Source organism: Streptomyces roseolilacinus, from assembly GCF_014649335.1.
Lineage (GTDB): Bacteria > Actinomycetota > Actinomycetes > Streptomycetales > Streptomycetaceae > Streptomyces > Streptomyces roseolilacinus.
Genome location: NZ_BMSV01000008.1, coordinates 268,355 through 291,610, shown reverse-complemented (window position 1 = coordinate 291,610; position 23,256 = coordinate 268,355). Strand labels below are relative to the sequence as shown.

Annotated in this window: 18 protein-coding genes and 1 tRNA gene; 12 read left to right on the top strand and 7 right to left on the bottom strand. The window is 73.6% G+C overall.

Annotation, left to right across the window (positions count from 1 at the left end):
- Window positions 1–278 precede the first annotated feature (278 nt).
- Window positions 279–1,649 (bottom strand): carbohydrate-binding protein, encoded by a 1,371-nt coding sequence (locus tag IE106_RS21090; RefSeq protein ID WP_189536372.1) that lies wholly within the window; start codon window positions 1,647–1,649, stop codon window positions 279–281.
- A gap of 91 nt (window positions 1,650–1,740) precedes the next feature.
- A complete protein-coding gene (locus IE106_RS21085; protein ID WP_189536370.1) occupies window positions 1,741–2,691 on the bottom strand; it encodes a LysR family transcriptional regulator in 951 nt (316 codons plus the stop codon).
- Between the two features lie 169 nt (window positions 2,692–2,860).
- On the opposite strand from IE106_RS21085, the gene IE106_RS21080 reads away from it, so the two are divergent.
- The 3 genes from IE106_RS21080 (at window position 2,861) to IE106_RS21070 (ending at window position 6,131) form a co-directional block, all read left to right on the top strand.
- Window positions 2,861–5,080, top strand: coding sequence for an NADP-dependent isocitrate dehydrogenase (locus tag IE106_RS21080; RefSeq protein ID WP_189536368.1), 2,220 nt, complete (start codon window positions 2,861–2,863; stop codon window positions 5,078–5,080).
- 133 nt (window positions 5,081–5,213) lie between these two features.
- Entirely contained in the window at window positions 5,214–5,756 is a 543-nt protein-coding gene (locus IE106_RS21075) for a TetR/AcrR family transcriptional regulator (RefSeq protein WP_189536366.1), read from the top strand.
- A 12-nt stretch (window positions 5,757–5,768) separates the two neighbouring features.
- The gene (locus tag IE106_RS21070; protein ID WP_189536364.1) at window positions 5,769–6,131 is read left to right on the top strand and encodes a hypothetical protein; all 363 of its coding nucleotides are present in this window, start codon (window positions 5,769–5,771) and stop codon (window positions 6,129–6,131) included.
- Window positions 6,132–6,263: 132 nt separating this feature from the next.
- Here IE106_RS21070 and IE106_RS21065 read toward each other — a convergent pair whose 3' ends face one another.
- Window positions 6,264–7,280 carry a LysR family transcriptional regulator gene (locus IE106_RS21065; protein ID WP_189536362.1) on the bottom strand — a complete coding sequence of 339 codons (1,017 nt, stop codon included), beginning with the start codon at window positions 7,278–7,280 and terminating at the stop codon, window positions 6,264–6,266.
- 1,226 nt (window positions 7,281–8,506) lie between these two features.
- Between IE106_RS21065 and IE106_RS21060 the strand changes: the two genes are divergently transcribed.
- The 3 genes from IE106_RS21060 (at window position 8,507) to ssuE (ending at window position 11,648) form a co-directional block, all read left to right on the top strand.
- Window positions 8,507–9,652, top strand: coding sequence for an LLM class flavin-dependent oxidoreductase (locus IE106_RS21060; protein ID WP_189536360.1), 1,146 nt, complete (start codon window positions 8,507–8,509; stop codon window positions 9,650–9,652).
- Window positions 9,649–10,911, top strand: a complete 1,263-nt coding sequence (locus IE106_RS21055; protein ID WP_189536358.1) for a styrene monooxygenase/indole monooxygenase family protein — start codon at window positions 9,649–9,651, stop codon at window positions 10,909–10,911. The genes IE106_RS21060 and IE106_RS21055 overlap by 4 nt, the downstream gene beginning before the upstream one ends.
- Before the next feature lie 137 nt (window positions 10,912–11,048).
- Complete coding sequence (gene ssuE, locus IE106_RS21050) at window positions 11,049–11,648, top strand: NADPH-dependent FMN reductase (RefSeq protein ID WP_189536356.1); 600 nt, start codon at window positions 11,049–11,051, stop codon at window positions 11,646–11,648.
- A gap of 168 nt (window positions 11,649–11,816) precedes the next feature.
- Here the strand turns inward: ssuE and IE106_RS21045 are convergent, their stop codons facing one another.
- The 3 genes from IE106_RS21045 to IE106_RS21035 all read right to left on the bottom strand — a co-directional run bounded on the left by IE106_RS21045 (window position 11,817) and on the right by IE106_RS21035 (window position 14,447).
- On the bottom strand, window positions 11,817–12,797 hold the full coding sequence (locus tag IE106_RS21045) for a polysaccharide deacetylase family protein (protein ID WP_189536355.1): 981 nt from the start codon (window positions 12,795–12,797) through the stop codon (window positions 11,817–11,819).
- Between the two features lie 328 nt (window positions 12,798–13,125).
- Complete coding sequence (locus tag IE106_RS21040; RefSeq protein ID WP_189536353.1) at window positions 13,126–13,371, bottom strand: hypothetical protein; 246 nt, start codon at window positions 13,369–13,371, stop codon at window positions 13,126–13,128.
- Complete coding sequence (locus IE106_RS21035; RefSeq protein ID WP_189536351.1) at window positions 13,368–14,447, bottom strand: LacI family DNA-binding transcriptional regulator; 1,080 nt, start codon at window positions 14,445–14,447, stop codon at window positions 13,368–13,370. Before IE106_RS21035 ends, IE106_RS21040 begins: the two co-directional genes overlap by 4 nt.
- Window positions 14,448–14,586: 139 nt before the next feature.
- Here IE106_RS21035 and IE106_RS21030 point away from each other — a divergent pair, with 139 nt between their 5' ends.
- The 5 genes from IE106_RS21030 (at window position 14,587) to IE106_RS21010 (ending at window position 21,011) form a co-directional block, all read left to right on the top strand.
- On the top strand, window positions 14,587–15,894 hold the full coding sequence (locus IE106_RS21030; protein ID WP_189536349.1) for an ABC transporter substrate-binding protein: 1,308 nt from the start codon (window positions 14,587–14,589) through the stop codon (window positions 15,892–15,894).
- 20 nt (window positions 15,895–15,914) lie between these two features.
- Window positions 15,915–16,892 carry a carbohydrate ABC transporter permease gene (locus IE106_RS21025; protein ID WP_189536347.1) on the top strand — a complete coding sequence of 326 codons (978 nt, stop codon included), beginning with the start codon at window positions 15,915–15,917 and terminating at the stop codon, window positions 16,890–16,892.
- On the top strand, window positions 16,892–17,710 hold the full coding sequence (locus tag IE106_RS21020; RefSeq protein ID WP_189536346.1) for a carbohydrate ABC transporter permease: 819 nt from the start codon (window positions 16,892–16,894) through the stop codon (window positions 17,708–17,710). Before IE106_RS21025 ends, IE106_RS21020 begins: the two co-directional genes overlap by 1 nt.
- Window positions 17,707–20,130 carry a beta-xylosidase/alpha-l-arabinosidase gene (locus IE106_RS21015; protein ID WP_444545530.1) on the top strand — a complete coding sequence of 808 codons (2,424 nt, stop codon included), beginning with the start codon at window positions 17,707–17,709 and terminating at the stop codon, window positions 20,128–20,130. Before IE106_RS21020 ends, IE106_RS21015 begins: the two co-directional genes overlap by 4 nt.
- A 476-nt stretch (window positions 20,131–20,606) precedes the next feature.
- Window positions 20,607–21,011 carry a hypothetical protein gene (locus IE106_RS21010; protein WP_189536344.1) on the top strand — a complete coding sequence of 135 codons (405 nt, stop codon included), beginning with the start codon at window positions 20,607–20,609 and terminating at the stop codon, window positions 21,009–21,011.
- 356 nt (window positions 21,012–21,367) lie between these two features.
- On the opposite strand, the gene IE106_RS21005 is transcribed toward IE106_RS21010, so the two are convergent.
- Window positions 21,368–21,441: transfer RNA gene (locus IE106_RS21005), tRNA-Pro, on the bottom strand.
- 557 nt (window positions 21,442–21,998) lie between these two features.
- Here IE106_RS21005 and IE106_RS21000 point away from each other — a divergent pair.
- Complete coding sequence (locus tag IE106_RS21000) at window positions 21,999–23,195, top strand: acyl-CoA dehydrogenase family protein (RefSeq protein WP_189536342.1); 1,197 nt, start codon at window positions 21,999–22,001, stop codon at window positions 23,193–23,195.
- Window positions 23,196–23,256 lie beyond the last annotated feature (61 nt).

The window sequence follows — 23,256 nt, the reverse complement described above, 5'->3', positions numbered from 1 at the left end:
CCCCCAGCGTCCCCCCGCTCCCGCCGCCCGGCAACGCCCACCGGCCGGACGGAGGACCCCGCGCCCCGTACGGACGGCCCGGCGCCCCGCATCTGCGCTTGCACCCGCACCCGCACCCGCGCCCGCGCCCGCGCCCGCACAAGCCTGCCCCCGGCGCCGGGGGCAGACCGGGGCCGGGGGCAGGGGCGCTCCCCGCCGTGCGGGGCGGGGGCGCGGGGGCGGGGTCCGGTGCCCGGACACCCTGGCCGAGGTGACGTTCCCGCGGCGGGACCCCGTGCCTAGAGACGCTGCCAGAGCGCCGGCACGTTCGGCGGCTCCCAGCCGACCTGGGCCTGGTGGGGCTGGAGGCAGCGGTAGGTCGCGCCGCCGTACGTGACCTGGTCGCCGGCGTCGTACACGGTGCCCGCCGCCCACGTGCCGCCCGGCTCGTCCGGCGGGTCACCGGGACCCGGCTCGCCGGGGTCCGTCGTGGTGAGGGTGAGGCCGTACGTCTGGAGGAGCGGGTTGATCGGCTGGTGGTACGTGGTGCCGCCCGTCCGGCAGTCGCCGGAGCCGCCCGAGGTGACGCCCTGGGCCTGGCTGCCGGAGATGTACGAGCCGCCCGAGTCGCCGGGCTCGGCGCACACGGACGTGCGGGTGACGCCGCTGATCGTGCCCTCCGGGTAGGTGACGCTCGTGTTGTGCTGCTGGATCGTCCCGCAGTGCCAGCCGGTGGTGGACCCGGACCGGCAGATCGACGCGCCGACGACGGCCTGCGTCGACCCGGCGACCCGGACGTTCTGGCCGCCCGCGCCCTTGACGTAGGGGGTGGAGCGCCAGTTGGTGTTCGCGGCCACCCACGCCATGTCGCGGCCGGGGAAGCTGGACCCCTGGAAGGTGCCCTGCGCGACCTGGTTGAAGCCGGTGGTGGTGGTGCCGACGCGGCCGCAGTGGCCGGCGGTGGCGAAGCCGTGCTGGGTGCCCTTGGTGACGGCGAAGCCGACCGAGCAGCGGCCGCCGCCCATGTAGTACGCGTCGCCGCCCCGGATGTCGTACACCGGGCGCGGCCGCTCGGCGGACGCCTCGACGCGGACGAGGGACCGGTCGACGCCGGCCGCCCGCAGGAAGGACTCGGCGGCGGCCCGCCTGACGGCGCGGACGGTGACGGAGTTGGTGCGCACGTCGACGTACCAGACGGGCACGTCGAGGGTGTTGGTGCGGGCCGCGGCCCGGTCGAGGGCGGTCTTGGCGGCGTCGAGGGCGGCCAGGGTGTGGCGGACGACCCTGGCCTCGGCGCCGGCCGCCCGGATCGCCGGCGCGTCGGCCGGGTCCGCGGTGGCGACGGTGAGCGTCGCCGACTCGGCACCCCGTACCCAGGCGCCCGCGTAGTCCGCGCCGAGGACGCCGCCGAGGCGGCCGGCCACCGCACCGGCCTCGGCCTCGTTCACCAGGCGCCGCTGGGCCTGGGGCGCGCTCAGCCCCAAGTCCCGCTGCATCGCGGCGAGTACGTCCGGGGACGGCTTGTCGGCGCCCATGCTCACCGCCGCCGGCGGGGTGGTGGAGGGCGGGGAGGGCGCGGCGGCCGCCGCGCCGGGGAGCGCGGTCAGCACGAGCGCGCCGACGGCCGCCGCGGTGGCGGCCCACGCGGCTCCGGCGTGTCTGTGGAGCATCTGGTGTTCTCCTCGGTTTCGGTGGGGGTCCCGAAACCGTAGGTGTTGCCGAAAGGCCCTCAGAAGATGTCGCTTTTCCCTCTCTTCGGCGTTATGGGAGGGCCGAAGCCCTCCAGGCGGCGTAACTGCGGCTGCGGGCCGCCGCCTCGGTGTGCGCGGCGCGCGCCTGGGCGACGACGGACGGCGCGGCGAGCGCGGCGGACGCGGCCGGGTGCCAGCCGATGAGGTGCCGCCACACGAGGGGCGTGCCGGCGAGCGGACGGGTGACGAGTCCGGCCGTGTCGGGGAACGTGGCGCGGCAGAGCCCGACGGCCCGCCCGACCTGTGCCAGGTGGACGCAGGAGGCGGTGTCGGTCTCGTACACGCGGACCGGGGTGAAGCCGGCGCGGGCGCAGGCGGCGTGGAAGCAGTCGGCGAAGCAGCCGTCGCCGGGTACGTCGGCCCACGCGGCGTCGGCGAGGTCGGCGAGGTCGACCTGGTCGCGGGCGGCGAGGGGGTGGCCGGTCGGCAGCATGACGAAGACGGGGTCGGTGGCGATCTCCGTCCAGGCCAGCCGGTCGTTCTCGGGCGGGGCGCTGGCGCCGCAGGCGCCGATCAGGGCGTAGTCGAGGCGGCCCTCGGTGACGCAGGCGGCGATCTCGCGCTCGGACCAGGAGGTGTGGGTGGTGACGGCGGCTCCGGGGTGGGCGGCGGCGAGCCGGTCGACGAGGGCGCCGAGGAGCGGGCCGTGCGTGCCGCCGAGCCGGAAGCGGCTGCCCGCGCTCTCGGCGGCGCCCCTGGCGAACCGCACGGCGTCCCGCTGGAGCTCGCTGACGGCGGGCAGCACGATCCTGGCCCGCTCCAGGACGAGCTCGCCGAGGGGCGTGGCCCTCACGCCGTGCCGCCCCCGCTCGAACAGGGCCCCGCCCAGCGCGCGCTCGATCCGCTTCAGCTGGGCGCTGAGGGCGGGCTGGGCCAGGCCGAGCGCGGTGGCGGCCTTGGTGAGGCTGCCCGCGTCGGCGATCGCCCGCACCGTCTTCAAGTGCCGCAACTCGAGGTCCATGGAGCGAGCTTCGCGGGCCCGCCCGGACAGGGCAAGACTCTGGTCCAGACCTATGGGGCCGCTCTCGGGAAACCGCCACGAAATCCGTGGGAGGGGGTCTGTCGAGAGGGGGTCGGTCACGAGATATCTTGATGTCGAGCAATGTTACAGACGTGGAGCGGAGCACCCGGTGACTGACTCGACCATCATCTACACCCACACTGACGAGGCCCCGGCCCTGGCGACGTACTCGTTCCTGCCCGTGGTCCAGGCGTACGCCTCGACGGCCGGCGTCAGCGTCGAGACCCGCGACATCTCGCTGGCGGGGCGGATCATCGCCTCCTTCCCGGAGCGCCTGCAGGAGGGCCAGCGCATCGACGACGCGCTGGCCGAGCTCGGCGAGCTCGCCAAGACGCCCGGCGCCAACATCATCAAGCTGCCGAACATCTCGGCGTCGATCCCGCAGCTGAAGGCCGCCGTCGCGGAGCTGCAGGAGAAGGGCTACGCCCTCCCGGACTACCCGGACGACCCGAAGACGGACGAGGAGCGCGACATCCGCGCCCGGTACGACAAGGTCAAGGGCAGCGCCGTCAACCCGGTCCTGCGCGAGGGCAACTCGGACCGCCGCGCCCCCGCCTCGGTCAAGAACTACGCCAAGGCGCACCCGCACCGCATGGGCGCCTGGACGGCCGACTCCAAGACGAACGTGGCGACGATGGGCGCCGACGACTTCCGGTCCACCGAGAAGTCCGCGGTGGTCTCCGAGGACGGCACGCTGCGCATCGAGCTGGCCGGCGAGGACGGCACGACGACCGTGCTGCGCGAGTCCGTGCCGGTCCTGGCGGGCGAGGTCGTGGACGCGTCGGTGATGCGCGTCGAGGCGCTGCGCGCGTTCCTGGCCGCGCAGGTCGCCCGCGCCAAGGCCGAGGGCGTGCTGTTCTCCGTCCACCTGAAGGCCACGATGATGAAGGTCTCGGACCCGATCGTCTTCGGCCACGTGGTCCGCGCGTTCTTCCCGAAGACCTTCGCCGCGTACGGTGACGTGCTCGCCGGCGCCGGCCTCAGCCCGAACGACGGCCTCGGCGGGATCCTGAAGGGCCTGGAGGCGCTGCCGCAGGGCGAGGAGATCAAGGCGTCCTTCGACGCCGAGCTCGCCGAGGGCCCGGCCCTCGCCATGGTCGACTCGGACCGCGGCATCACCAACCTGCACGTACCGAGCGACGTCATCGTCGACGCCTCCATGCCGGCCATGATCCGCACCTCCGGCCACATGTGGGGCCCGGACGGCAAGGAGGCCGACACGCTCGCGGTCCTCCCGGACAGCAGCTACTCCGGCGTGTACCAGGCCGTCATCGAGGACTGCCGCGCCAACGGCGCCTTCGACCCGGCGACGATGGGCTCCGTCCCGAACGTCGGCCTCATGGCGCAGAAGGCCGAGGAGTACGGCAGCCACGACAAGACCTTCGAGATCGCGGCCCCCGGTACGGTGCGCGTCGTGGACCAGGCGGGCCAGGTCGTCCTGGAGCAGCCCGTGAGCCGCGGCGACATCTTCCGGATGTGCCAGACGAAGGACGCGCCGATCAAGGACTGGGTGAAGCTGGCCGTCACCCGCGCCCGCGCCACCGGCGACCCGGCGGTGTTCTGGCTGGACGAGACCCGCGCCCACGACGCGCAGCTGATCGAGAAGGTCCGGACGTACCTGGCGGAGCACGACACCGAGGGCCTCCGGATCGAGATCATGGCGCCGGTCGAGGCGACCCGGTTCTCCCTGGAGCGCATCCGCCGCGGCGAGAACACCATCTCCGTCACCGGCAACGTGCTGCGCGACTACCTGACCGACCTGTTCCCGATCCTGGAGCTCGGCACGAGCGCCAAGATGCTGTCGGTCGTCCCGCTGATGAACGGCGGCGGCCTGTTCGAGACGGGCGCGGGCGGCTCCGCCCCGAAGCACGTCCAGCAGCTGGTCAAGGAGAACTACCTGCGCTGGGACAGCCTGGGCGAGTTCCTCGCGCTGGCCGTCAGCTTCGAGCACTTCTCGCAGGTCACGGACAACGCCCGGGCCAAGGTCCTGGCCGACACGCTGGACCGCGCGACCGCGACGTTCCTCAACGAGGACAAGTCGCCGACCCGCCGCGTCGGCGGGATCGACAACCGCGGCAGCCACTTCTACCTCGCCCTGTACTGGGCGCAGGAGCTGGCGCGGCAGACCGACGACAGCGCGCTCGCGGAGGCGTTCGCGCCGCTCGCGAAGACCCTCACCGAGCAGGAGGGCACGATCGTCGAGGAGCTGATCGCGGCGCAGGGCCGGCCGGCCGACATCGGCGGCTACTACCAGCCGGACCCGGAGAAGGCGGCGGCGGTCATGCGCCCGTCGCGGACCTTCAACCAGGCCCTGGCGTCGCTGAACTGACGCCCCACGCCCGCGAAGGCCGTGCCGGACACCGTCCGGCACGGCCTTCGCCGTGCCCGGGCGCCTCTCGGGGGGAGGGATTCAGGAACGATCGTTCTTGACTGATCGTTCCTTTACTGTCTACGGTCCTCCCATGGGCCGACCGAGAACATTCGACGAGGCCGAGGTGGTCGAGGCGGCGGCGGACCTGTTCGCCCGCCGCGCCTACGACGGCGTGTCCGTCGACGACCTGGTGGCGCACCTCGGCGTACACCGCAACAGCCTGTACAAGGTCTTCGGCAGCAAACGCGGGCTGTACCTGGCCGCGCTCCGGTGGCACCTGGAGCACCGACTCCGGCCGCTGCTGGCCCGGGTACGGGCGGCGCCCGACCCGGCCGGGGCGCTCAGGGACCTGGCCACCTCGCCCGACCGGGGCGCGGACCTGGACCTGCTGCTGCTGGCCATGGCCGAGCGCGCCCCGGTGGACCCCGAGGCGGCCCACGAGGTCGCCGGGGCCCTGCGGGACCTCGACGCGGCCGTCGCCCCCGGCCCGCACGCCACGGCGGGCGCCGGCGGGGCGGCGCGGGACCCCGCGTACGCGCCGACCGCGACGGTCCTCGGGCTGCGCCTGTGCCTGCGGGCCGCGGCCGGATCCGGCGGCGCCCCCTTCGACCCCCTTCCCCCGACCCGAGACTGAGGAGCCCCCCCCATGGCACGCATCCGCACCACCGACGACACCCTGGTCGTGGAGATCGAGGGACTGGACAAGCTCTGGGCGCTGAAGAGCCGCCTGGAGATCCCCCTGGAGAACGTACGCGGCGCCACCGCCGACCCTGGCGCGGTCAGGGAGCCCAAGGGGTTCCGGGCACCCGGCGCGCACCTGCCCGGCGTGATCACCGCCGGGACGTTCCACCTCGACGGCGAGCGCGTCTTCTGGGACGTGCACGACGGGTCCAGGGCCGTCGTCATCGAGCTCCGCGACGAGCGCTACGCCCGGCTCGTCGTCGAGGTCGAGGACCCCCGGGCCACCGTGGCCCTCATCGAGAACGCCCTCACCCCCTCGGCCGGTTAGGGGCCGCCCGGCCGCCCTCGCGGGGGCGGCCCCGGCGCGGGGCGGACCGGGCGGCGACCGCCGCCGCCCGGACGCGCGTCGCCGACCGAGCGGGCCTCGGGGCCCGGTGGCGCCGTCACACCAGCGGGATACTCACCGGGAGGGCAGGGCGACCGCGTGCGCGGCATGCTCCTCCCGTCCCGTCCCGAACGGCGCCGCCGGCTCGTCGGGCCCCCGGATCGTCCCCGGGGGGAGCTCCCCCCGCTCGCGCAGGCGGCGGCAGACGTCCGCCAGGACGGCGACGTTGGGGTTCTCCCGGCGTCGTTCGGGCCAGACCACGCTGAAGGTGCACGGCGCCAGGTCGGCGACGGGGCGGTAGCGGAGGTCGGGCCGGGGGAACAACTCGGCGGCGACGGCGGGCAGGAAGGCGATGGCCCCGTCCAACGAGACGGCGGACAGCAGGGACTCCACCCGGATGACGTGGTGGTCGGTGTAGCGCACCGGGGTGCCGTCGGGGCGGGGGTCCATCCCCCAGAACCGCCGTTCGGCGACGGACACCGCCGGCGCCAGGCCGACCATGGAGCGGTCGGCGAGGTCCGCCAGCCGCAGCGTCGGCCGCCGCGCGAGCGGGTCGGAGGCGGACAGGCACACCACGCGCGGCTCGACGGTGAGCGGCTCGGCGTGGAGACCGGCGGCCACCGGCCCGTACACGAAGGCCGCGTCGATCCTCCCCAGCGCCAGGGCCAGCGGCTGCTCGACGAGGTCGAGCACCTGGAAGTCGACCTCCAGGCCGGGGTGCAGGGTGGTGAGCGCGGCGACCACCGTGCGCGTGGCGGCCAGGGTGGCGGCGCAGTCGGTGAGCCCGATCCGCAGGACCAGCCCGTCGGCGCCGGCCGCCGAGTGCCGGGCGGCGTCACGGAGTTCGTCCGCCGCCCCCACCACGTTCCGGACGAGCGGCAGCAGGGACCGGCCCAGGGGGGTCAGTTGCACCCTGCGGCTGGTGCGGGTGAACAGCTGGACCCCCAGGCGCCGTTCCAGGGTGCGGATCTGCTGGCTGAGAGCGGGCTGGGTGAGGTACAACCGTGCGGCCGCGCGGCCGAAATGCAGTTCCTCGGACAACGCCAACAACGACCGCAGCTGATGAACGGCTGGGTCTTCCGCGCCGGCCATCCCCCGTGCCTCCTAAGGCTGTAGTTCCATCTTCATCCATCAAGCATGCTAATCGATGGATCATTGCGCAAGCCCTTCAGTTCGGGAGAAGCTGACGTCGCCTGAGCCCAGTTGTGGGGGCTTCGGCACAGGGCGGGGAAACTGGCCGAAAACCGGTCCGTCACTCTCGTTTCCTGTCTGGATTCGCCGTATAGGGCGAGGTGTTCCCCGGCACCTCATCCGAAGGACGGTCATCGGGTCGGCACGGAAAGGGCCGGCAAAGGGCCGCACGAGCCCGGCCGGCACCACGGCGGCAGGCGCGCACGACCACCGGGCGGCGGGACGGTTCGACAGGTCATCGGCGACCGTCGAGCACCCTCCGGCGAGCCGCCCGCCCGTACGGACCGACCCCCTGCCCCCGACCCCCTCGACCCCCGATCCCGGCCCGTGCCCGAGTGCTCCCAGGAGGTGTGGTGAACGGTGACGTGACGGGCGCTTCAGCCGGGACGGCGACGTCACGACGGGTTCCCGGCGCCTCCCGGCGGCACCGGTGGGCCGGCGGGGCACCGGCCGCGGACCCGGCGGCGCCCCGACCGGGACGGGCCCGCGGCGAGCGGTCTCCCGCGGACGGCGGGGCGAGGCCCCCGCTCCCCGTTGGGACGGCCCGGTCCCGGTCGTTCCGCCGCGCCGCGCCCCGCGACCGGTGCCCGGCCCCGTGAACCGGCCGGGCCGCACGAATCGCGACGCCTTCCCCACCGAAATCACCGCGTTCACGAGCCGCCGTTCCACGCACCGCGAAAGCCCGGAAAGACAGGTGCCCCACCATGACGAATTCCGAATCCGCCACCGGAAATCCCCGACGTTTCCCGCCACCCTCCCCCACCCGTGCCGTCGGGTTCTCGACCGGCACCACCCCGGACGGAATTCCATTCCGGTCACAGGTGGAGTGAGCCGATGAGCACCGGCTTATCCGGGCCACACCCGGCGCTCCGGCCGCGGCAGTCGGGTGCCGACGCCACCTCGTACTCGGCCCGGGAGCCGGAGGAGATCCGCGGCGGACCTCCGCCGGACCCCGTCACCGGCCGCGCCTCCACCCGGAAACGGGAAAGGACGCCCGGCCCGGCCGCGTGGGAGCCGGACGTCCGCGTGGCCCGGCTCGACCGTCCGGACGCCACGGGGCAGTGCGTACGCGGCCCGGACAGCGCGGCGGAGTCCATCGAGAAGGCACGATCAGTGAGGAGTGACGCATGGGCAACGTGAAGGTCGGTCTCGTCTGGGACGCGGTCGGGGACGTGGGGGCCGGGCGCGGGCTGCTGGAGGTCGCGCGCCACGCCCGGCTGGACGCCTTCATGGTGTTCGACCACCTGATCAACGTCTTCCCCCGGCAGGCCTGGGACACCGACTTCAGCTACCTGGCCGCGGACATGCCCACACCCGACCGGTGCCTCGACTTCGCCACCGTGCTCGGCAACTTCGCCCCGCTGGCCGGGCCGGTCCGGCTCGCCGTCGGGGTGACCGACCCCCACCGCCGGCACCCCGCCGTACTGGCGCAGACCGCGCTGACCCTCGCCCAGCTCACCGAGCGGGCGCCCGTCCTCGGCATCGGGGCGGGGGCGCTGGAGAACCTCGTGCCGTACGGCGTGCCGCACGACCGCCGGGTGGGCCGGGTCGAGGAGGCGCTGCGCGTGCTGCGGATGTTCTTCTCCGGCGAGGGCCCGCACGACTTCCGGGGCCGCCACTTCACCCTGGACCGCGCCCTGATGGGCCTGCCCGCGCCCGCGGGCCGGACCCCGCTGATCTGGCTGGGGGCGAACGGCGAGCGCATGCTGAACCTGGCCGGCCGCTACGCCGACGGGTGGATCCCCTCCGACCTGATGCCCCCGGAGGAGTACGCCCGGCGGCTGGCCGTGGTGCGCACGGCCGCCGAGCAGGCGGGCCGGGACCCCGACGCGGTCCTCCCCGCGGGCGGTGTGCCGATCGTGGTGGCGGAGTCCGACGCGGCCGCCCAGGACCTGCTGCGGGCCGCCCCCCTCCGCTTCCTGGCCCTGCACGCGGGAGCGCGGGCCTGGCGCAGGCACGGCGCCGAGCACCCCTTCGGCGAGGACTACAAGGGGCTGGTGGACCTGCTGCCGCACCTGCTGACCCGCGAGGAGGTGGCGCGGGCCCTGGCCGCGGTGCCCGACGAGGTGGTCGCCGACCAGGTCCTGGTCGGCAGCCGGGAGACGGTCCTGAAGAAGATCGGCGAGCTGATCGACGCGGGCATGCGGCACCCCATGCTGATACCCGCCTCCGCCATGGCGTCGCCGGAGGCGGCCCGGTTCACGGTGGAGGCCGTGGGCTGGCTCGCCGACCGGCTGCGCGACGGTTCCGACGACGAGGAGTCCAGAGCATGAACGGCGTGGGTGTCATAGGCTGCGGCATCTCCGGCCTCCAGCTGGCCCTGCGGCTGCAGCAGTTGGGGGTCCCGGCCACGGTGTACTCGGAGCACGACGTCGACCGCCTCAAGGCGGGGCGGCCCCGCAACTTCCCCGCCCGGTTCGCGCCCACCCAGCAGCGGGAACGCGAACTCGGCGTCTTCGACTGGGACTTCCCCGACGCCCAGGTCCACCACTGGGCGGTCACCCTGCACACGGGCGCGCCGCGGCCGCTGGAGTTCCTCGGTGCCCTGCGGCCCCCCTCCAGCGTGGTGGACTTCCGGATCTACCTGCCGCACCTGCTGTCCGCGTTCGTCGACCGCGGCGGTGAGCTCGTGATCGGGGACTTCGCGATCGAGGACCTCGCCGCGCGGCACGACCTGCTGGTCGTCGCCAACGGCAACCGGTCGATGCGGGAGCTGTTCCCCGCCGACCCCGGGCGCTCGCCCCACTCCACCCCCCAGCGCGTCCTGTGCAGCGGGATCTACTTCGGCATCGACGAGGAGGTGCCGCACTCCGTCGACATCCACTTCCTGCCCGGCGCGGGGGAGATCCTGAAGATGCCGTTCCTCTCGCCGGCGGGGCGGGCCGACGTCCTGTCGATCGAGGCGGTGCCCGGCGGTCCGCTGGAGGCCGCCCGGCACCTGGACGCCGACGCCGACCCGGCCGCGTTCCACCGGGACCTGCTGGACCTGATCGCCGCCCACGCCCCGCGGTTGCGCGAGCGCATCGACACCACCGGCTTCTCGCTGATCGCGCCCGGCGAACTGGCCCAGGGCGGGATCACGCCGGTGGTGCGCCGGGGCTGGGCCCGGCTGGACGACGGCACCTGCGCGCTGGCCGTCGGGGACGCCTGGATCACCAACGACCCGCTCACCGCGCAGGGCGCCAACCTCGGGTCGCACACGGCCTTCGCGCTGGCCGACCTCATCGCCGGCGACGAAGGGCCGTTCGACGAGGAGTTCTGCCGTACGGCCTCGGCCCGGCTGTGGGAGCACGCACGCCACGTCGTGGAGTGGAGCAACGCCTTCCTCGCCGAACCGCGGCCGCACGTGGCGGAGCTGTTCCTGCGGGCCGCGACCGACCCGCGGGTCGCCGACGCGTTCATCAGCAACTTCCACGACCCCGTCTCGATGTGGCGGGCCCTGGCGACCCCGGAGGGCACGGCCGCCTTCGTGGCCACCTGCGAACGGCAGGCGCCCCCGCCCGCCGCTCCCCCGAAGGCCCCCCGGGGCTGAGGCCGTACCGGGCCCCGCCCCCGAAACGACCCGGCACAGAGGAACACCATGGCCTTCCCGGACACGGCTCGTGACGAGGAGGGCGCCGCCGGACCGCCGGCAGCCGTACCCGCCCCGTCACTCGCGAAGGAGCCCCGATGACCTCCCTGCTCGCCGTGTCCGCAAGTCCCTCGGCGCGGTCGCGCACCGCCGCGGTCGCCGCCCACCTGCTGCGGCGCCTGTCCCGCGCCGACTTCCGCACCGCCCACCTGCGGGTCCGCGACCTGCCCGCGGCGGACCTGCTGGCCGGGCGGACCGACGGCCCGGCGATGCGCCGGGCGCTGGACGCGGTCGCCGCCGCCGACGGCGTCCTCGTGGCCACCCCCGTCTACCAGGCCGCCTACAGCGGTCTGCTGAAGACCTTCCTCGACGTGCTGCCGCAGTCCGGACTGGCCGGGAAGACGGTGCTGCCGGTGATGACCGGCGGCAGCCTGGCACACGCCCTCGCCCCCATCTACGCCCTGCAGCCGGTGCTGGCGGCCCTGGGCGCCCGGCACGTCGTCCGCGGCGTGTTCGTACTCGACCGCTCGGTCGGCCTCGACGACGACGGGTGCCCCCTGCTCTCCGGGGACGCCGTACCGCGCCTCGACCGTGCCCTGGAGGAGTTCGTCGCCGCCCTGCCGCCCAAGGAGCTCTCCACGTCCGGGGCCCTCTGCGCGGGCCTGTCCGGCGATCCGGCCGCGTCCCGGGCGTACTGACCCGCGGGGCCGTCCCTCACGGCCGGTCGGGGACCGAGCCGGCTCGCGGGGCCGCCCCCTCGGGAAGCGGTGGTACGGCGGGTGCCGGTGCCCGGACGCGCGAAGGTGCCGGACGTACGCGGGTGCCGGGGGCGGCCGCGGGCGGGGGCCGCCCGGGGCCTGCGGGTCTCAGCCCGTGCTGCAGGTGACGGTCGGCCAGGTCCAGTTGCCGTTGTGCTGGATGGTCAGCCCCCAACTGCCGCCACCGCCCCCGGGCCTGGCCACCAGCGTCTGCGCGTCCGGGTACTGCGCGCTGACGTTCCACGTCGACGACACCCTCGCCGGCGACGGGATCCTCATCGTCACCGTCCAGGCGCTGGAACCGCTGACCGCCACGTTCAGGTTGTACCGGTCACTCCACCGCTCCCCCGCGGACAGCGTCGCACTGCACCCCCCACCCGGCGGAGGAGTCGTACCCCCGCCGTCGGGGGCCACGGCGCGTCCGGTCTGCGGGGAGATCATGCCGGAGCACAGGCCGCGGCTGCCGAGCACCTGCGCGATCCGCGGGATCGCCGCGAGCGTGTCGGCCGACCAGTCGTGCATGAGGATGACCTGGCCGTCGCCGAGCCGGCCGGCGGCCTGCACGATCGCGTCCACGCCGGCGTTGTTCCAGTCCTGCGAGTCGACGTCCCACATGACCTGGGTCAGGCCGTACTTGGCCGCCACGGACCGCAGCGTCGCGTTGGTCTCCCCGTAGGGCGGGCGGAACAGTTTCGGGGTGCCGCCGCCCGCGGCGGCGATGGCCTGCTGGGTGCGGGAGATCTCCGACTCCATCTGCGACTGGCTCAGCTGGGTCATGTGCGGGTGGGTGTAGCTGTGGTTGGCGACCCACATGCCGGCGTCGACCTGGGCCCGCACCCGGGCGGGGTCGGCGGCGGCGTACTGGCCCTGGTTGAACATCGTGGCCCGCAGCCCGTTGCGCCGGAGCGCGTCGAGCAGGGCGGGAGTCCGGTCGGACGGGCCGTCGTCGAAGGTCAGTCCGACGTACCCGCTGCAGGCGGCGGCCCGCGCGGGGCCGGTGTCGAGGGTGAGGACGCTCGCGGCGGCCAGCACGGCGGTGGCCAGTCCCGCGATCATCGAGCGCGGCGACAGGCGTGGTGGGGTGCGCATGGGGGTGGATCCTCCTCGTGTACGCCGGTGCGGGGCGGGCGGTGCGGCACGGGCCGAACGGGCCGTCGGCGGCCATGGGGTGGCGTCGGTCGCGTGCCGACGCCATGTGACACGGCAGAGCGCGACCCGGCCGCCATGCGCTCGGCGGCCGCGGGGCCGGTTCGTCGGGCGCCCCGGAAGGGCGGTGACGCGGGCTCTGCCGCTGCGGAACAGTGTGTACCGCCCCCCACGCCTGTCAATGGTTTCGGTGAATCTTTCGAAAGGTCCGCAGCCGGGCGGACGGCTGGAGGGCGGGTCCCCAGGCGGGATTCACCTCCGTCCTCCCCGGTCAGACGGGAACCGCCGGCACGAGGAGGCGGTTTCCGGGAGCACGTGCCGGAAACCGCGCGGCGAAAGTTTCGAAGAGGTGGCGGCCCGACTCGGCGGCGTTCGGAGGCGGCAGGTCGGTGAGGACGAGGAGGGAGAGCGGTCTCCCGATCCGGGCGCCGCGCGGGCGGCACCCCGGCACGACGACCAGTACGACGGCCGGCGCGGGGAGGCGGCGGCCCGCGCCGCCGTCCGCGGTCCCGCTCACCCGGCGGGCGGCGGCTCCGCGAGGTCCCGGGGCGCGGCCGCGCCGCCGTCCGCGGGCGGCGGCGCGGTGCTCTTCCTGACGACCAGACTGGTCGCCAACTCCATCCGCGTCGCCGTCGACTCCCCGGCCCGCAGGCGGAACAGCAACTGCACCGCCTCCTCGGCCATCTGGCGCAGCGGCTGGTGCACCGTGGTCAGCGCGGGGCTGGACCAGCGGGCGACCATCACGTCGTCGTAGCCCACGACCGACAGGTCGTGGGGGACCCGCAGCCCGCAGACCCGTGCCGCCTCGAGCACGCCGAGCGCCTGGAGATCGCTCCCCGCGAAGATGGCGGTGGGACGCTCGGGGAGCCGCAGCAGCTCCATCGCTTGCTCGAACCCGCCGTCGACGTGGAAGTCGCCGAACCGGACGAGGGCGGGGTCGGCGCCCAGGCCGGCCATGCTCATCGCCGACCGGTAGCCGTCCAGCCGCGCCAGGGAGCACAGCATGTCCTCGGGGCCGGTGATGATGCCGATCCGCCGGTGCCCCAGCTCGACCAGGTGGCGCGTCGCGGCCACGCCGCCGTTCCAGTTCGCCGATCCCACGGACGGGACGTCGGGGTCGGGGTCGCCCGCCGGGTCGATGATGACGAACGGGATGGACCGGGCCCTGAGCCGCTGCTTGACCCCGTCGGGGAGGGCGGAGAAGACGAGCACCACCCCGATCGGCCGGCGCTGCAGCACGCCTTCGATCCACTCGGGGCTCGGCGAGTGCCGGGTGCCGCTCTCGGTCAGCACCACGCTGGCCTGGTGGGCCTTGGCGAGGTTCTCCACGCCCCGGATCAGCTCCATCGCCCACACGCTCTCCAACTCGTGGAAGACGATTTCGATGAGCGGCGCCTCCCGGCCCGACCGCGTGGTGCGCCGGTACGCGTGGGCCTCCAGGAGGCGCTCCACCTTGATCCGGGTGGGCGGCGACACGTCCTGCCGCCCGTTGAGGACTTTCGAAACTGTCGAAATGGAGACTCCGGCCTTCTGCGCCACCTGCGCCAAGGTGATGCGCCCGAGTTCCTGGTCATCTCCCATGGCGAGGAGCATAAAGCACGCACAACACGGCCACGGAGTCACGCTTTGATAACGCGGCTCCCGAGGGTTGACCGGCCCGCCGCGGCAACCTTAGCGTCCCGACACGCGATGTTTCGATAACTGGATCGAAACAGTTTCGAGAGGTGGGGCGATGAAGCGTCGGGCACAGCTCCTGAGGACCGCTGTCGTGGGTGGGGTGTCGTTGGCCATGACCCTGGCCCTGGCCGCCTGCGGCACGTCCGGGGACTCGGCCGAGGGCGGGTCGGGCACGATCCGCGTCCTGGTCTACGGTGACGCCGCCAACAAGGTGGAGAAGCAGCTCGTCGACACCTTCAACAAGACCTCCGAGGTGAAGGCGGTGCTGGAGACCGTCCCGGGGGCGGACTACCAGACGAAGCTGCAGACGATCATCAGCGGCAAGCAGGCACCGGACGTCTTCTTCAACTGGGGCGGCGGCAGCATCAAGCCGTACGTCGACGCGGGGCTGCTGCTGCCGCTCGACGACTTCATCGCCAAGGACCCGGGGCTGCGGAACAACTTCCTGCCGTCGGTCTTCGACACCGCGGTGGTGGACGGCAAGGCCTACGGCGTGCCCATGCGCGGCACCCAGCCGGTCCTGCTGTTCAGCAACAAGAAGGTGCTGGCGGACGCCGGCGTGGCCGCGCCGCGGACCTGGGACGATCTGCTCGCCGCCGTCAGGACCCTCAAGGGCAAGGGGATCACCCCCATCGCCCTCGGCGGCGGGGACCGGTGGCCCACGCAGATGTGGTTCCAGTACGTGTACGACCGGGTGGCCGGGCCCGAGCTCTTCCGGAAGGTCCTGGACGGCGACAAGAGCGCCTGGGAGAGCCCCGACAGCAAGAAGGCGCTCGGCATGCTCAGGGAGCTGGTCGACGCCGGGGCCTTCGGCACCAACTACGACTCGGTGAAGTTCACCGACGGCGGCTCGCCCGCCCTGCTGGCCACCGGCAAGGCCGCGTTCGAACTGATGGGCTCCTGGGAGTACTCCACGCTCCAGGACGCCTATCCGGACTTCGTGAAGAGCGACCTCGGCTACGGCGCCTTCCCGGCGGTCGAGGGCGGCAAGGGCGACCCGGGCAACCTCGCGGGCAACGCGAACAACTTCTACTCCGTCCTGAAGAAGACCAGGCACCCCGAGGCGGTGGCCGACTTCCTGAAGCTCATGTACTCGGACGAGTTCGTCAAGGCCCAGCTCGGCATCGGCAACCTGCCCACCACGACGAACACGTCCGGGTTCCTGGACGAGTCGGCCAGCCCGGACTACTCGAAGTACCAGTTCGGCCTGGTCAAGGAGGCGCCCTCGTTCCAGCTCTCCTGGGACCAGGCGTTCCCGCCCGCCGCCGCCACCAGCATCCACCAGGCCGTCCAGCGGTTCTTCAACGGACAGACCGACGCCGACGGCTTCATCTCCGCCATGCAGAGCCTTCCTTCGGCCTGAACCCTCGGGACCTATTCGCCATGACCCTCGCCAAAGCCCCTGCCGTGGACGTGGACGGCGCGAAGACCCGGCGCCGGGAGCGGCCCGGCCACCGGTCCGGCCCCCGGCCCGGTCACCGGGCCGCGACCGGTGTGGGACGCCCGGGCTTCGCCTGGGCGGCACCCGCCGCGGTGTTCTTCGGGCTGTTCGCCGTCGTACCGCTCCTCATGGTCGTCGTGCTGTCCTTCTCCCGCTGGAACGGCCTCGGCTCGCCCGAGTTCGCCGGCCTGGACAACTGGAGGAAGCTGCTCGACGACCCCGTCATGATCGAGAGCCTCTGGCTGAGCCTGCTGCTCACCGTTCTCGGCGTCGCCGTCCAGACACCGGTCAGCATCCTGCTCGGTGTCTGGGCCGCCGGCCACCAGCGCAACCGGGCGGTCCTGTCCGCCATCTACTTCGTCCCGCTCCTGCTGTCCATCACGGCCGTCTCCGTACTGTGGCGCGCCGTGCTCGACCCCAACTTCGGCGTGCCGTCCCAGGCGTCGTGGCTGTTCGGCGACGGCAACCTGCTGGGCACGCAGAGCAGCGCCCTCGGCGTCCTCGTCTTCGTCAGCACCTGGCAGTTCACCCCGCTGCACGCCCTCATCTACCAGGGCGCGGCGCGGGCCGTCCCGCAGGTCCTCTACCAGGCCGCCCAGATCGACGGCGCCGGCACGGTCCGCCAGTTCTTCCACATCACCCTGCCGCAGCTGCGCAACAGCATCGTCACCTCGACGATCCTGATGGTGGTGGGCGGGCTCACGACCTTCGACACCGTACTGATCCTCACCCAGGGCGGCCCGGGCACGGACACCACGATCAGCGCCTACTACATGTACCAGAAGGCCTTCAAGAGCTTCGACTTCGGAGCGGGCGCCGCCGTCGCGCTGCTCCTCGTCGCCGTGGCCGGCCTCGTGTCGCTGGTCATGGTGCGGCTGACCGGCTACGACAAGATGCGCAGCACCATGGAGGGCGTGTGATGCGGAACCGCCCCAACTACCTGGCGGGACTCGGCTCGCTCGTCTGGCTCTTCGTGGTCGGCCTCCCGCTGTACGTGATGCTCGTCGCCACCTTCCAGACCCGGGCCGACTACGCGGCGAACGGCCCCCTGGCCCTCCCCGAGCGCCTCACCCTCGACAACTACGTCAACGACCTGAGCGAGGGCTTCGGGCAGTACTTCCTCAACACGGTGATCGTCACCGTCTGCGTGGTGGGGATCGTCCTGCTCCTCGTACCGCCCCTGGCCTACGCCATCGTCAGGAGCCAGGGACGGGCCACGAGCACGGTATTCCGGCTGTTCCTGCTCGGCCTCGCCATCCCATCGCAGGCCGTGATCGTCCCCATGTTCTACCTGATCAACGAGGCCGGCCTCTACGACAACCTCATCGGCGTCATCCTGCCGACCGCGGCGTTCGCCATGCCGGTGTGCGCGCTGATCCTCTCCGGGGTCATGCGCGACATCACCCCCGAGCTCTACGAGGCCATGACGATCGACGGCGCCTCGTCCCGGCGGATCTTCTTCCAGCTGGTGGTGCCGCTCTCCCGGAGCGGCCTGTCGACGATCGTGGTGTTCTCCTCCCTCCAGGCGTGGAACGGCTTCCTGTTCCCGCTGGTGCTGACGCAGTCCACCGAGAACAAGGTCATCACCATGGGCCTGTACGACTTCCAGACCGAACACGGCGTCGACATCCCCGGCATGCTCGCCGCCGTGGTCCTGTCCGCGCTCCCCATCCTGCTCGTCTACCTGTTCGCCCGTCGCGCCCTGGTCCAGGGTCTGATGGGGGTCGGAGGAAAGTGACCGAGAACGCGGCCGCAGAGCCCCACACCGACGCCAAAGACCCCCTCCGGGCGGGAGCCCCGCTCCCCGCCTGGCGCGATCCGGCGCTGAGCCCGGAAGCCCGCGCCGACGCGCTGCTGCGCGAGATGACGCTGCGGGAGAAGATCGCCCAGCTCTTCGGCGTCTGGGTCGGCGCTTCCGACGAGGGCGCCGACGTCGCCCCGCACCAGCACGACATGGAGGAGCCGGTCACCCTCGACGAGCTCCTGCCCCACGGCCTCGGCCAACTCACCCGGCCCTTCGGCACCGTCCCCGTCGACCCCGCGGTCGGCGCGGTCTCCCTGATGCGCACCCAGCGGAGGATCGCCGCGGCGAACCGGTTCGGCATCCCGGCCGTGGCGCACGAGGAGTGCCTCGCGGGCTTCGCGGCCTGGGGAGCCACCGCCTACCCCGTGCCCCTGTCGTGGGGGGCCACCTTCGACCCCGCGCTGGTACGCGAGATGGCCGCCGCCATCGGCCGGGACATGCGCGCGGTCGGCGTGCACCAGGGACTCGCGCCGGTCCTCGACGTCGTGCGCGACGCCCGCTGGGGCCGCGTCGAGGAGACGATCGGCGAGGACCCCTACCTCGTCGGGACGATCGCCACCGCCTACGTCCAGGGACTGGAGTCCACGGGCGTCGTCGCCACCCTGAAGCACTTCGCCGGCTACTCCGCCTCCCGGGCGGGGCGCAACCTCGCCCCGGTCGGCATGGGCCCCAGGGAGCAGGCGGACGTGATCCTGCCGCCGTTCGAGATGGCCGTGCGGGAGAGCGGGGTGCGGTCGGTCATGCACGCCTACACCGACACCGACGGGATCCCCTCCGCGGCCGACGACCGCCTGCTGACCCGGCTGCTGCGCGACACCTGGGGGTTCTCCGGAACCGTGGTGGCCGACTACTTCGGGATCGCCTTCCTGAAGACGCTGCACGCGGTGGCCGGCACCTTCGGCGAGGCGGCGGGAGCCGCCCTCGCCGCGGGCGTCGACGTGGAGCTCCCCACCGTCAAGACGTTCGGCGAGCCCCTGCTGGAGTCGATCGCGCAGGGCCGCGTACCCGAGGCGCTGGTGGACCGCGCGGTACGGCGGGTCCTGACGCAGAAGGCCCAGCTCGGCCTCCTCGACCCCGACTGGAGCCCGGTGCCCGAGGCCCTCCGCGGCGCCGACCCCGCGGCGGCCGTGGACACCCTGCGCGGCACGGTCGACCTGGACCCGCCGCACAACCGGTCGCTGGCCCGCCGCATCGCCGAGCGGGCCGTCGTCCTGCTCCGCAACGACGGCACCCTGCCGCTCGACCGGGGCGCCCCGCCCCGCCGGATCGCCCTGATCGGCCCCAACGCCGAAACCCCGACGGCGGTCCTGGGCTGCTACGCCTTCCCGGTCCACGTCGGGGGGCAGCACCCCGGCGTCCCGCTCGGCATCGAGCTGCCCACCCTCCGCGAGGCCCTCGAAGCGGAGTTCCCCGGCGGGCGGCTCGACGTCGCACCGGGCTCCGGCATCGACGCCCCCGGAACCGAGGGGTTCGCCGAGGCGGTCGCCCTCGCCCGTGGCGCGGACGTCGTGGTGGCCGCGCTGGGCGACCGGGCGGGGCTCTTCGGCCGCGGGACCAGCGGCGAGGGGTGCGACGCCCCGTCGCTCTCCCTGCCGGGCGTGCAGCAGCAGCTGCTCGACGCGCTCCTCGACACGGGCACGCCGGTCGTGGTGGTCCTGCTGGCCGGGCGTCCCTACGCACTCGGCAGGGCGGCGACCGAGGCCGCCGCCATCGTCCAGTCCTTCTTCCCCGGCGAGGCGGGCACGGCGGCCGTCGCCTCCGTGCTCAGCGGGCGAACGGCTCCCAGCGGCCGCCTGCCGGTGAGCGTCCCCCGGCACCCCGGCGCCCAGCCGTCCACCTATCTGGCGGCGCGCCTCGGCCACGCCAGTGAGGTGTCCAGCATCGACCCGACGCCGGCGTTCGGCTTCGGGCACGGCCTGACCTACACCACGTTCGAGTGGGACGACCTCGTCGTGGAGGACGGCGAGGCGGCCACGGACGGCGAGTTCCGGCTCGCCTGCACCGTACGGAACACCGGTGGCCGCGCCGGCGGCGAACTGGTGCAGCTGTACCTGCACGACCCGGTGGCCTCGGTGGTCCAGCCCCTGCAACGGCTCATCGGCTACGTCCGGCTGGACCTCGCCGCGGGGCAGGCGGCCCGGGTCCGGGCGACCGTCCCCGCCGACCTGGCCTCCTTCACCGGCCGGCACGGAACGCGGATCGTGGAACCGGGGGAGCTGGAGCTCCGGTTCAGCGCGTCCAGCACCGATCCGCGGCTGACGGCACGCGTCGCCCTCACCGGTCCCGTACGGCAGGTGGACCACCGCCGGCGCCTCCACGCGGAGTTCACGGTGACCCCGCTTCCGCCCCGCTGACCGGCTCGGCCGGCCGGCCCCGCCGGGCCGAGGACCCCCGCGCCGTACCGGCCGTCCGCTCCCCGGCCCCGGCCGGGGCCGCGGCTCCCCACCGGGTCCCGCGGAGCACGGCCCGGTGATTCCGGTAGGTGACTCCGGTCGGGGATTCGGGTCGGTGCTTCGGGTCGGTGCTTCGGGTCGGGGAGGCGCCCGGGCCGTGGTCCGGGCGGCGTCCGGTCCCGCTCGCGCCGGGGTACCCGGGCCGGGGCCCGCGCCGTCCCCGGCTGCGGACCGGCGGCCCGCCGGTGCGCCGGAGCCGGGCGAGGCCGGCCTCCCCGCCCGGGCGGCGGCCGGTCGGGCGGCAGCCGGTCGGGGCGCGGCCGGGGCAGCGGGGCCGGTCGGGGCAGCGACCGGTCGGGGCGGTGGCCGAGCGCCACGACGGCCGGTCGGGGCGGCGGCCGTACGGGCCGCGGCTGCCTCCTGCCATCATGCTCGCCATGCCCGCGCGCAATCGAAGACTCCCCCGGCACCGTGCCTGGCCACTGACCACCACCGACATCGACGAAGGCCTCGGCCCCCTCCTGAGCCACGTCACGGACCTCCGGTTCCTCACCGGGAACGACAGCGGGACCATCGTCCTGGGCGCGGCGTGGGTCGCTCCGCACCCCCGCAATTACGGCCGCGGCGTCCACCCGGACACGGTCGGCTTCCGCCTCGACGTCCACCCGGTCGACGCCACCGAGCGCGCCGCCGTCCGCGCCGTCCTGCGCGCGCGTGCCCTTCCGCGACTCCACGCATGGATCACGCGGGCGATCGCCGCCGACGAGACCTGGCGCCTCGCCTCCCACCAGCGCCACTGGCGGCTCGCCGACGGCCACCTCACCCACCACGACGAGGCGTGACCGGGGCCGTACGGCACGCGCCGCCCCGGCGAGTTCGCCCCGGTCCCGGACGCCGCGGGTGCCGGCTGCGCGATCCGCCCGGGCCCGCCCACGGCTTCGCCCTGCCCGGCGCCGCCTTCGGCCTCTCCACGGCCCACCCACCGAGACAACGTTGTCACATCCCCCGGGAACGCGGCTCGCACCGTCGTGGTCCCCGTGTGCGGGACCGGCCCGGTTCGCCGGGACCGGGGGCACCGGCCCCCGCGCGCCCGCCCGCCAGCCCGATACGGCACGCTGGCGCCGGGGCGACTGCGGGACATGGCGAAAGGCCGTTCCGGATCACTCCGAAACGGCCTTTGACCTGCGACTTCGCAAAGTCGGGACGACAGGATTTGAACCTGCGACCCCTTGACCCCCAGTCAAGTGCGCTACCAAGCTGCGCCACGTCCCGATGCCCGTCTGACCTGGGGTTTCCCCCGGCCCGGCGTGCACGAGAACAATACCGCACTCCAGGTGGTGATCACTAACCGCTTCGGCGGGGGGCGTGTCAGGACCCGGAGGGCGTACGCCCTCGTATACAGCGCGCGCCTCCGCTCCCCTTGGGGCGCCCGCACGCCGCCCTCGTATTCGGCCATCACTTCCGGGGCGGTCGGCGTCGGGGCCGGACGGCGCGTGCCGGCCCGCGGTCGGCTCCGGTCACTGGTCGGGCGGCCGCCCGGCCGCGCGGAGACCCCGGTCGGGCCCCGCCGCCGAACCTTTGCCCTTGGCATGTGGCAGGGAGATGCGCGGGGGGAATGCCCTCCGGAGGGCTGGTCACACGGCGCACCGCCCTGCACAGTCCCCAGGGGGCCCAATGGACCCTGTTTCGGACAATGTTCACGACCGTGTTGAACCGCTCCCGAGAGATCAACACCATGAGGTGTCTGCCTGCTCGGGACGGGACCACTGCCGACGCACCACCTGCTCGAACAACCACGCGAGCAGGCGTTTCGCAGAGGAAGGGCTCGCATGGACGGCTATTTCGCCGGTCGGCCGCACCATCAACTCAGGCAGCAGGTGAGAGACTTCGCGGAGGCCGAGGTAAGGCCACGGATTCCCGCCATGGAGGCGGCCCGCTCCGTGCACCACGAGCTGTCCCGGCTCATCGCCCGGCAGGGCTGGCTGGGCGCGACGATCGGCGCGGACCTGGGAGGGATGGGGGTCGGCCACCTCGGCAAGACCATCATCATCGAGGAGCTGTCCCGCGTCAGCGCGGCGATGGGCGCCATGGTGCAGGCCTCCCAGCTGGGTGTCGCGAAGATCCTGCACTTCGGGAACGACGAGCAGAAGAAGACCTGGCTGCCGCTGATAGCCGCCGGCGAGTGCCTCCCCACGATCGCGGTGACCGAGCCGGAGTCCGGCGGCCACGTGCTGGGCATGGCGGCCACCGCCGTGCGCGACGGCGACGAGTACGTCCTGAACGGCCGGAAGGTGTTCGTCGGCAACAGCCACGTCGGCGACCTGCACGGCGTCGTCGTCCGCACCGGCCCCGGTTCCAAGGGGCTGACGGCGTTCCTGGTGGAGGCCGACCGGCCCGGTTTCCGGGTCGGCGACGAGAAGTCGACGATGGGCCTGCACGGCTTCGGCTTCGGCGAGCTGTTCTTCGACGGCTGCCGCGTCCCCGCCGCCAACCGGCTCGGCGAGGAGGGCGACGGACTGGCGGTCGCGTACTCCTCCAGCGTGCTGTACGGGCGGGCGAACCTGACCGCGGTCTCCCTCGGCCTGCACCAGGCGATCCTCGAGGAGACGACCCGGTTCTGCGAGGAACGGCGCCGGTACGGCGAGCCGCTGCACGCCCTGCCGTCGGTGCGGCTGAAGCTGGGCCAGTTGCAGTCGCGGCTGATGACGGCCCGGCTCACCGCGTACCACGCCGTGCACCTGCTGGACCAAGGGCTGCCCTGCGACGCGGAGTTGATGAACGCGAAGCTGGTCAACGTCGAGTGGGCCCTGGACTCGGCGCGCAACGCGATGGAGATCCACGCCGCGGCCGGGCTGTTCACCGACCGGCCGATCGAACGGTACCTGCGGGACGCCCACCACATCTTCGCCCCGGCCGGGACCTCGGACGTCCAGTTGCTGCGGCTCGCGGAGGTGGCGCTCGGCACGGCGAAGGGCCAGTGGTCGGAGCGGCTCGCGGACGTCGTGCGGATGGAGCCGGTCCCTTAGCCGGCCGGTCCGGTCCGGCGCGGTCCGGACCCGTGGACGCAATGTCCCCGAGGGGCCCGTG

What these genes read in the sequence shown, in the direction of transcription:
- IE106_RS21060 (WP_189536360.1), top strand. Translation starts at nt 8,507, where the DNA reads ATGGGCAACGTGAAGGTCGGTCTCGTCTGGGACGCGGTCGGGGACGTG.
- IE106_RS21025 (WP_189536347.1), top strand. Translation starts at nt 15,915, where the DNA reads ATGACCCTCGCCAAAGCCCCTGCCGTGGACGTGGACGGCGCGAAGACC.
- IE106_RS21065 (WP_189536362.1), bottom strand. Translation starts at nt 7,280, where the DNA reads ATGGCCGGCGCGGAAGACCCAGCCGTTCATCAGCTGCGGTCGTTGTTG.
- IE106_RS21075 (WP_189536366.1), top strand. Translation starts at nt 5,214, where the DNA reads ATGGGCCGACCGAGAACATTCGACGAGGCCGAGGTGGTCGAGGCGGCG.
- IE106_RS21055 (WP_189536358.1), top strand. Translation starts at nt 9,649, where the DNA reads ATGAACGGCGTGGGTGTCATAGGCTGCGGCATCTCCGGCCTCCAGCTG.
- IE106_RS21085 (WP_189536370.1), bottom strand. Translation starts at nt 2,691, where the DNA reads ATGGACCTCGAGTTGCGGCACTTGAAGACGGTGCGGGCGATCGCCGAC.
- IE106_RS21030 (WP_189536349.1), top strand. Translation starts at nt 14,587, where the DNA reads ATGAAGCGTCGGGCACAGCTCCTGAGGACCGCTGTCGTGGGTGGGGTG.
- IE106_RS21045 (WP_189536355.1), bottom strand. Translation starts at nt 12,797, where the DNA reads ATGCGCACCCCACCACGCCTGTCGCCGCGCTCGATGATCGCGGGACTG.
- IE106_RS21010 (WP_189536344.1), top strand. Translation starts at nt 20,607, where the DNA reads ATGCCCGCGCGCAATCGAAGACTCCCCCGGCACCGTGCCTGGCCACTG.
- IE106_RS21020 (WP_189536346.1), top strand. Translation starts at nt 16,892, where the DNA reads ATGCGGAACCGCCCCAACTACCTGGCGGGACTCGGCTCGCTCGTCTGG.
- IE106_RS21090 (WP_189536372.1), bottom strand. Translation starts at nt 1,649, where the DNA reads ATGCTCCACAGACACGCCGGAGCCGCGTGGGCCGCCACCGCGGCGGCC.
- ssuE (WP_189536356.1), top strand. Translation starts at nt 11,049, where the DNA reads ATGACCTCCCTGCTCGCCGTGTCCGCAAGTCCCTCGGCGCGGTCGCGC.
- IE106_RS21000 (WP_189536342.1), top strand. Translation starts at nt 21,999, where the DNA reads ATGGACGGCTATTTCGCCGGTCGGCCGCACCATCAACTCAGGCAGCAG.
- IE106_RS21035 (WP_189536351.1), bottom strand. Translation starts at nt 14,447, where the DNA reads ATGCTCCTCGCCATGGGAGATGACCAGGAACTCGGGCGCATCACCTTG.
- IE106_RS21070 (WP_189536364.1), top strand. Translation starts at nt 5,769, where the DNA reads ATGGCACGCATCCGCACCACCGACGACACCCTGGTCGTGGAGATCGAG.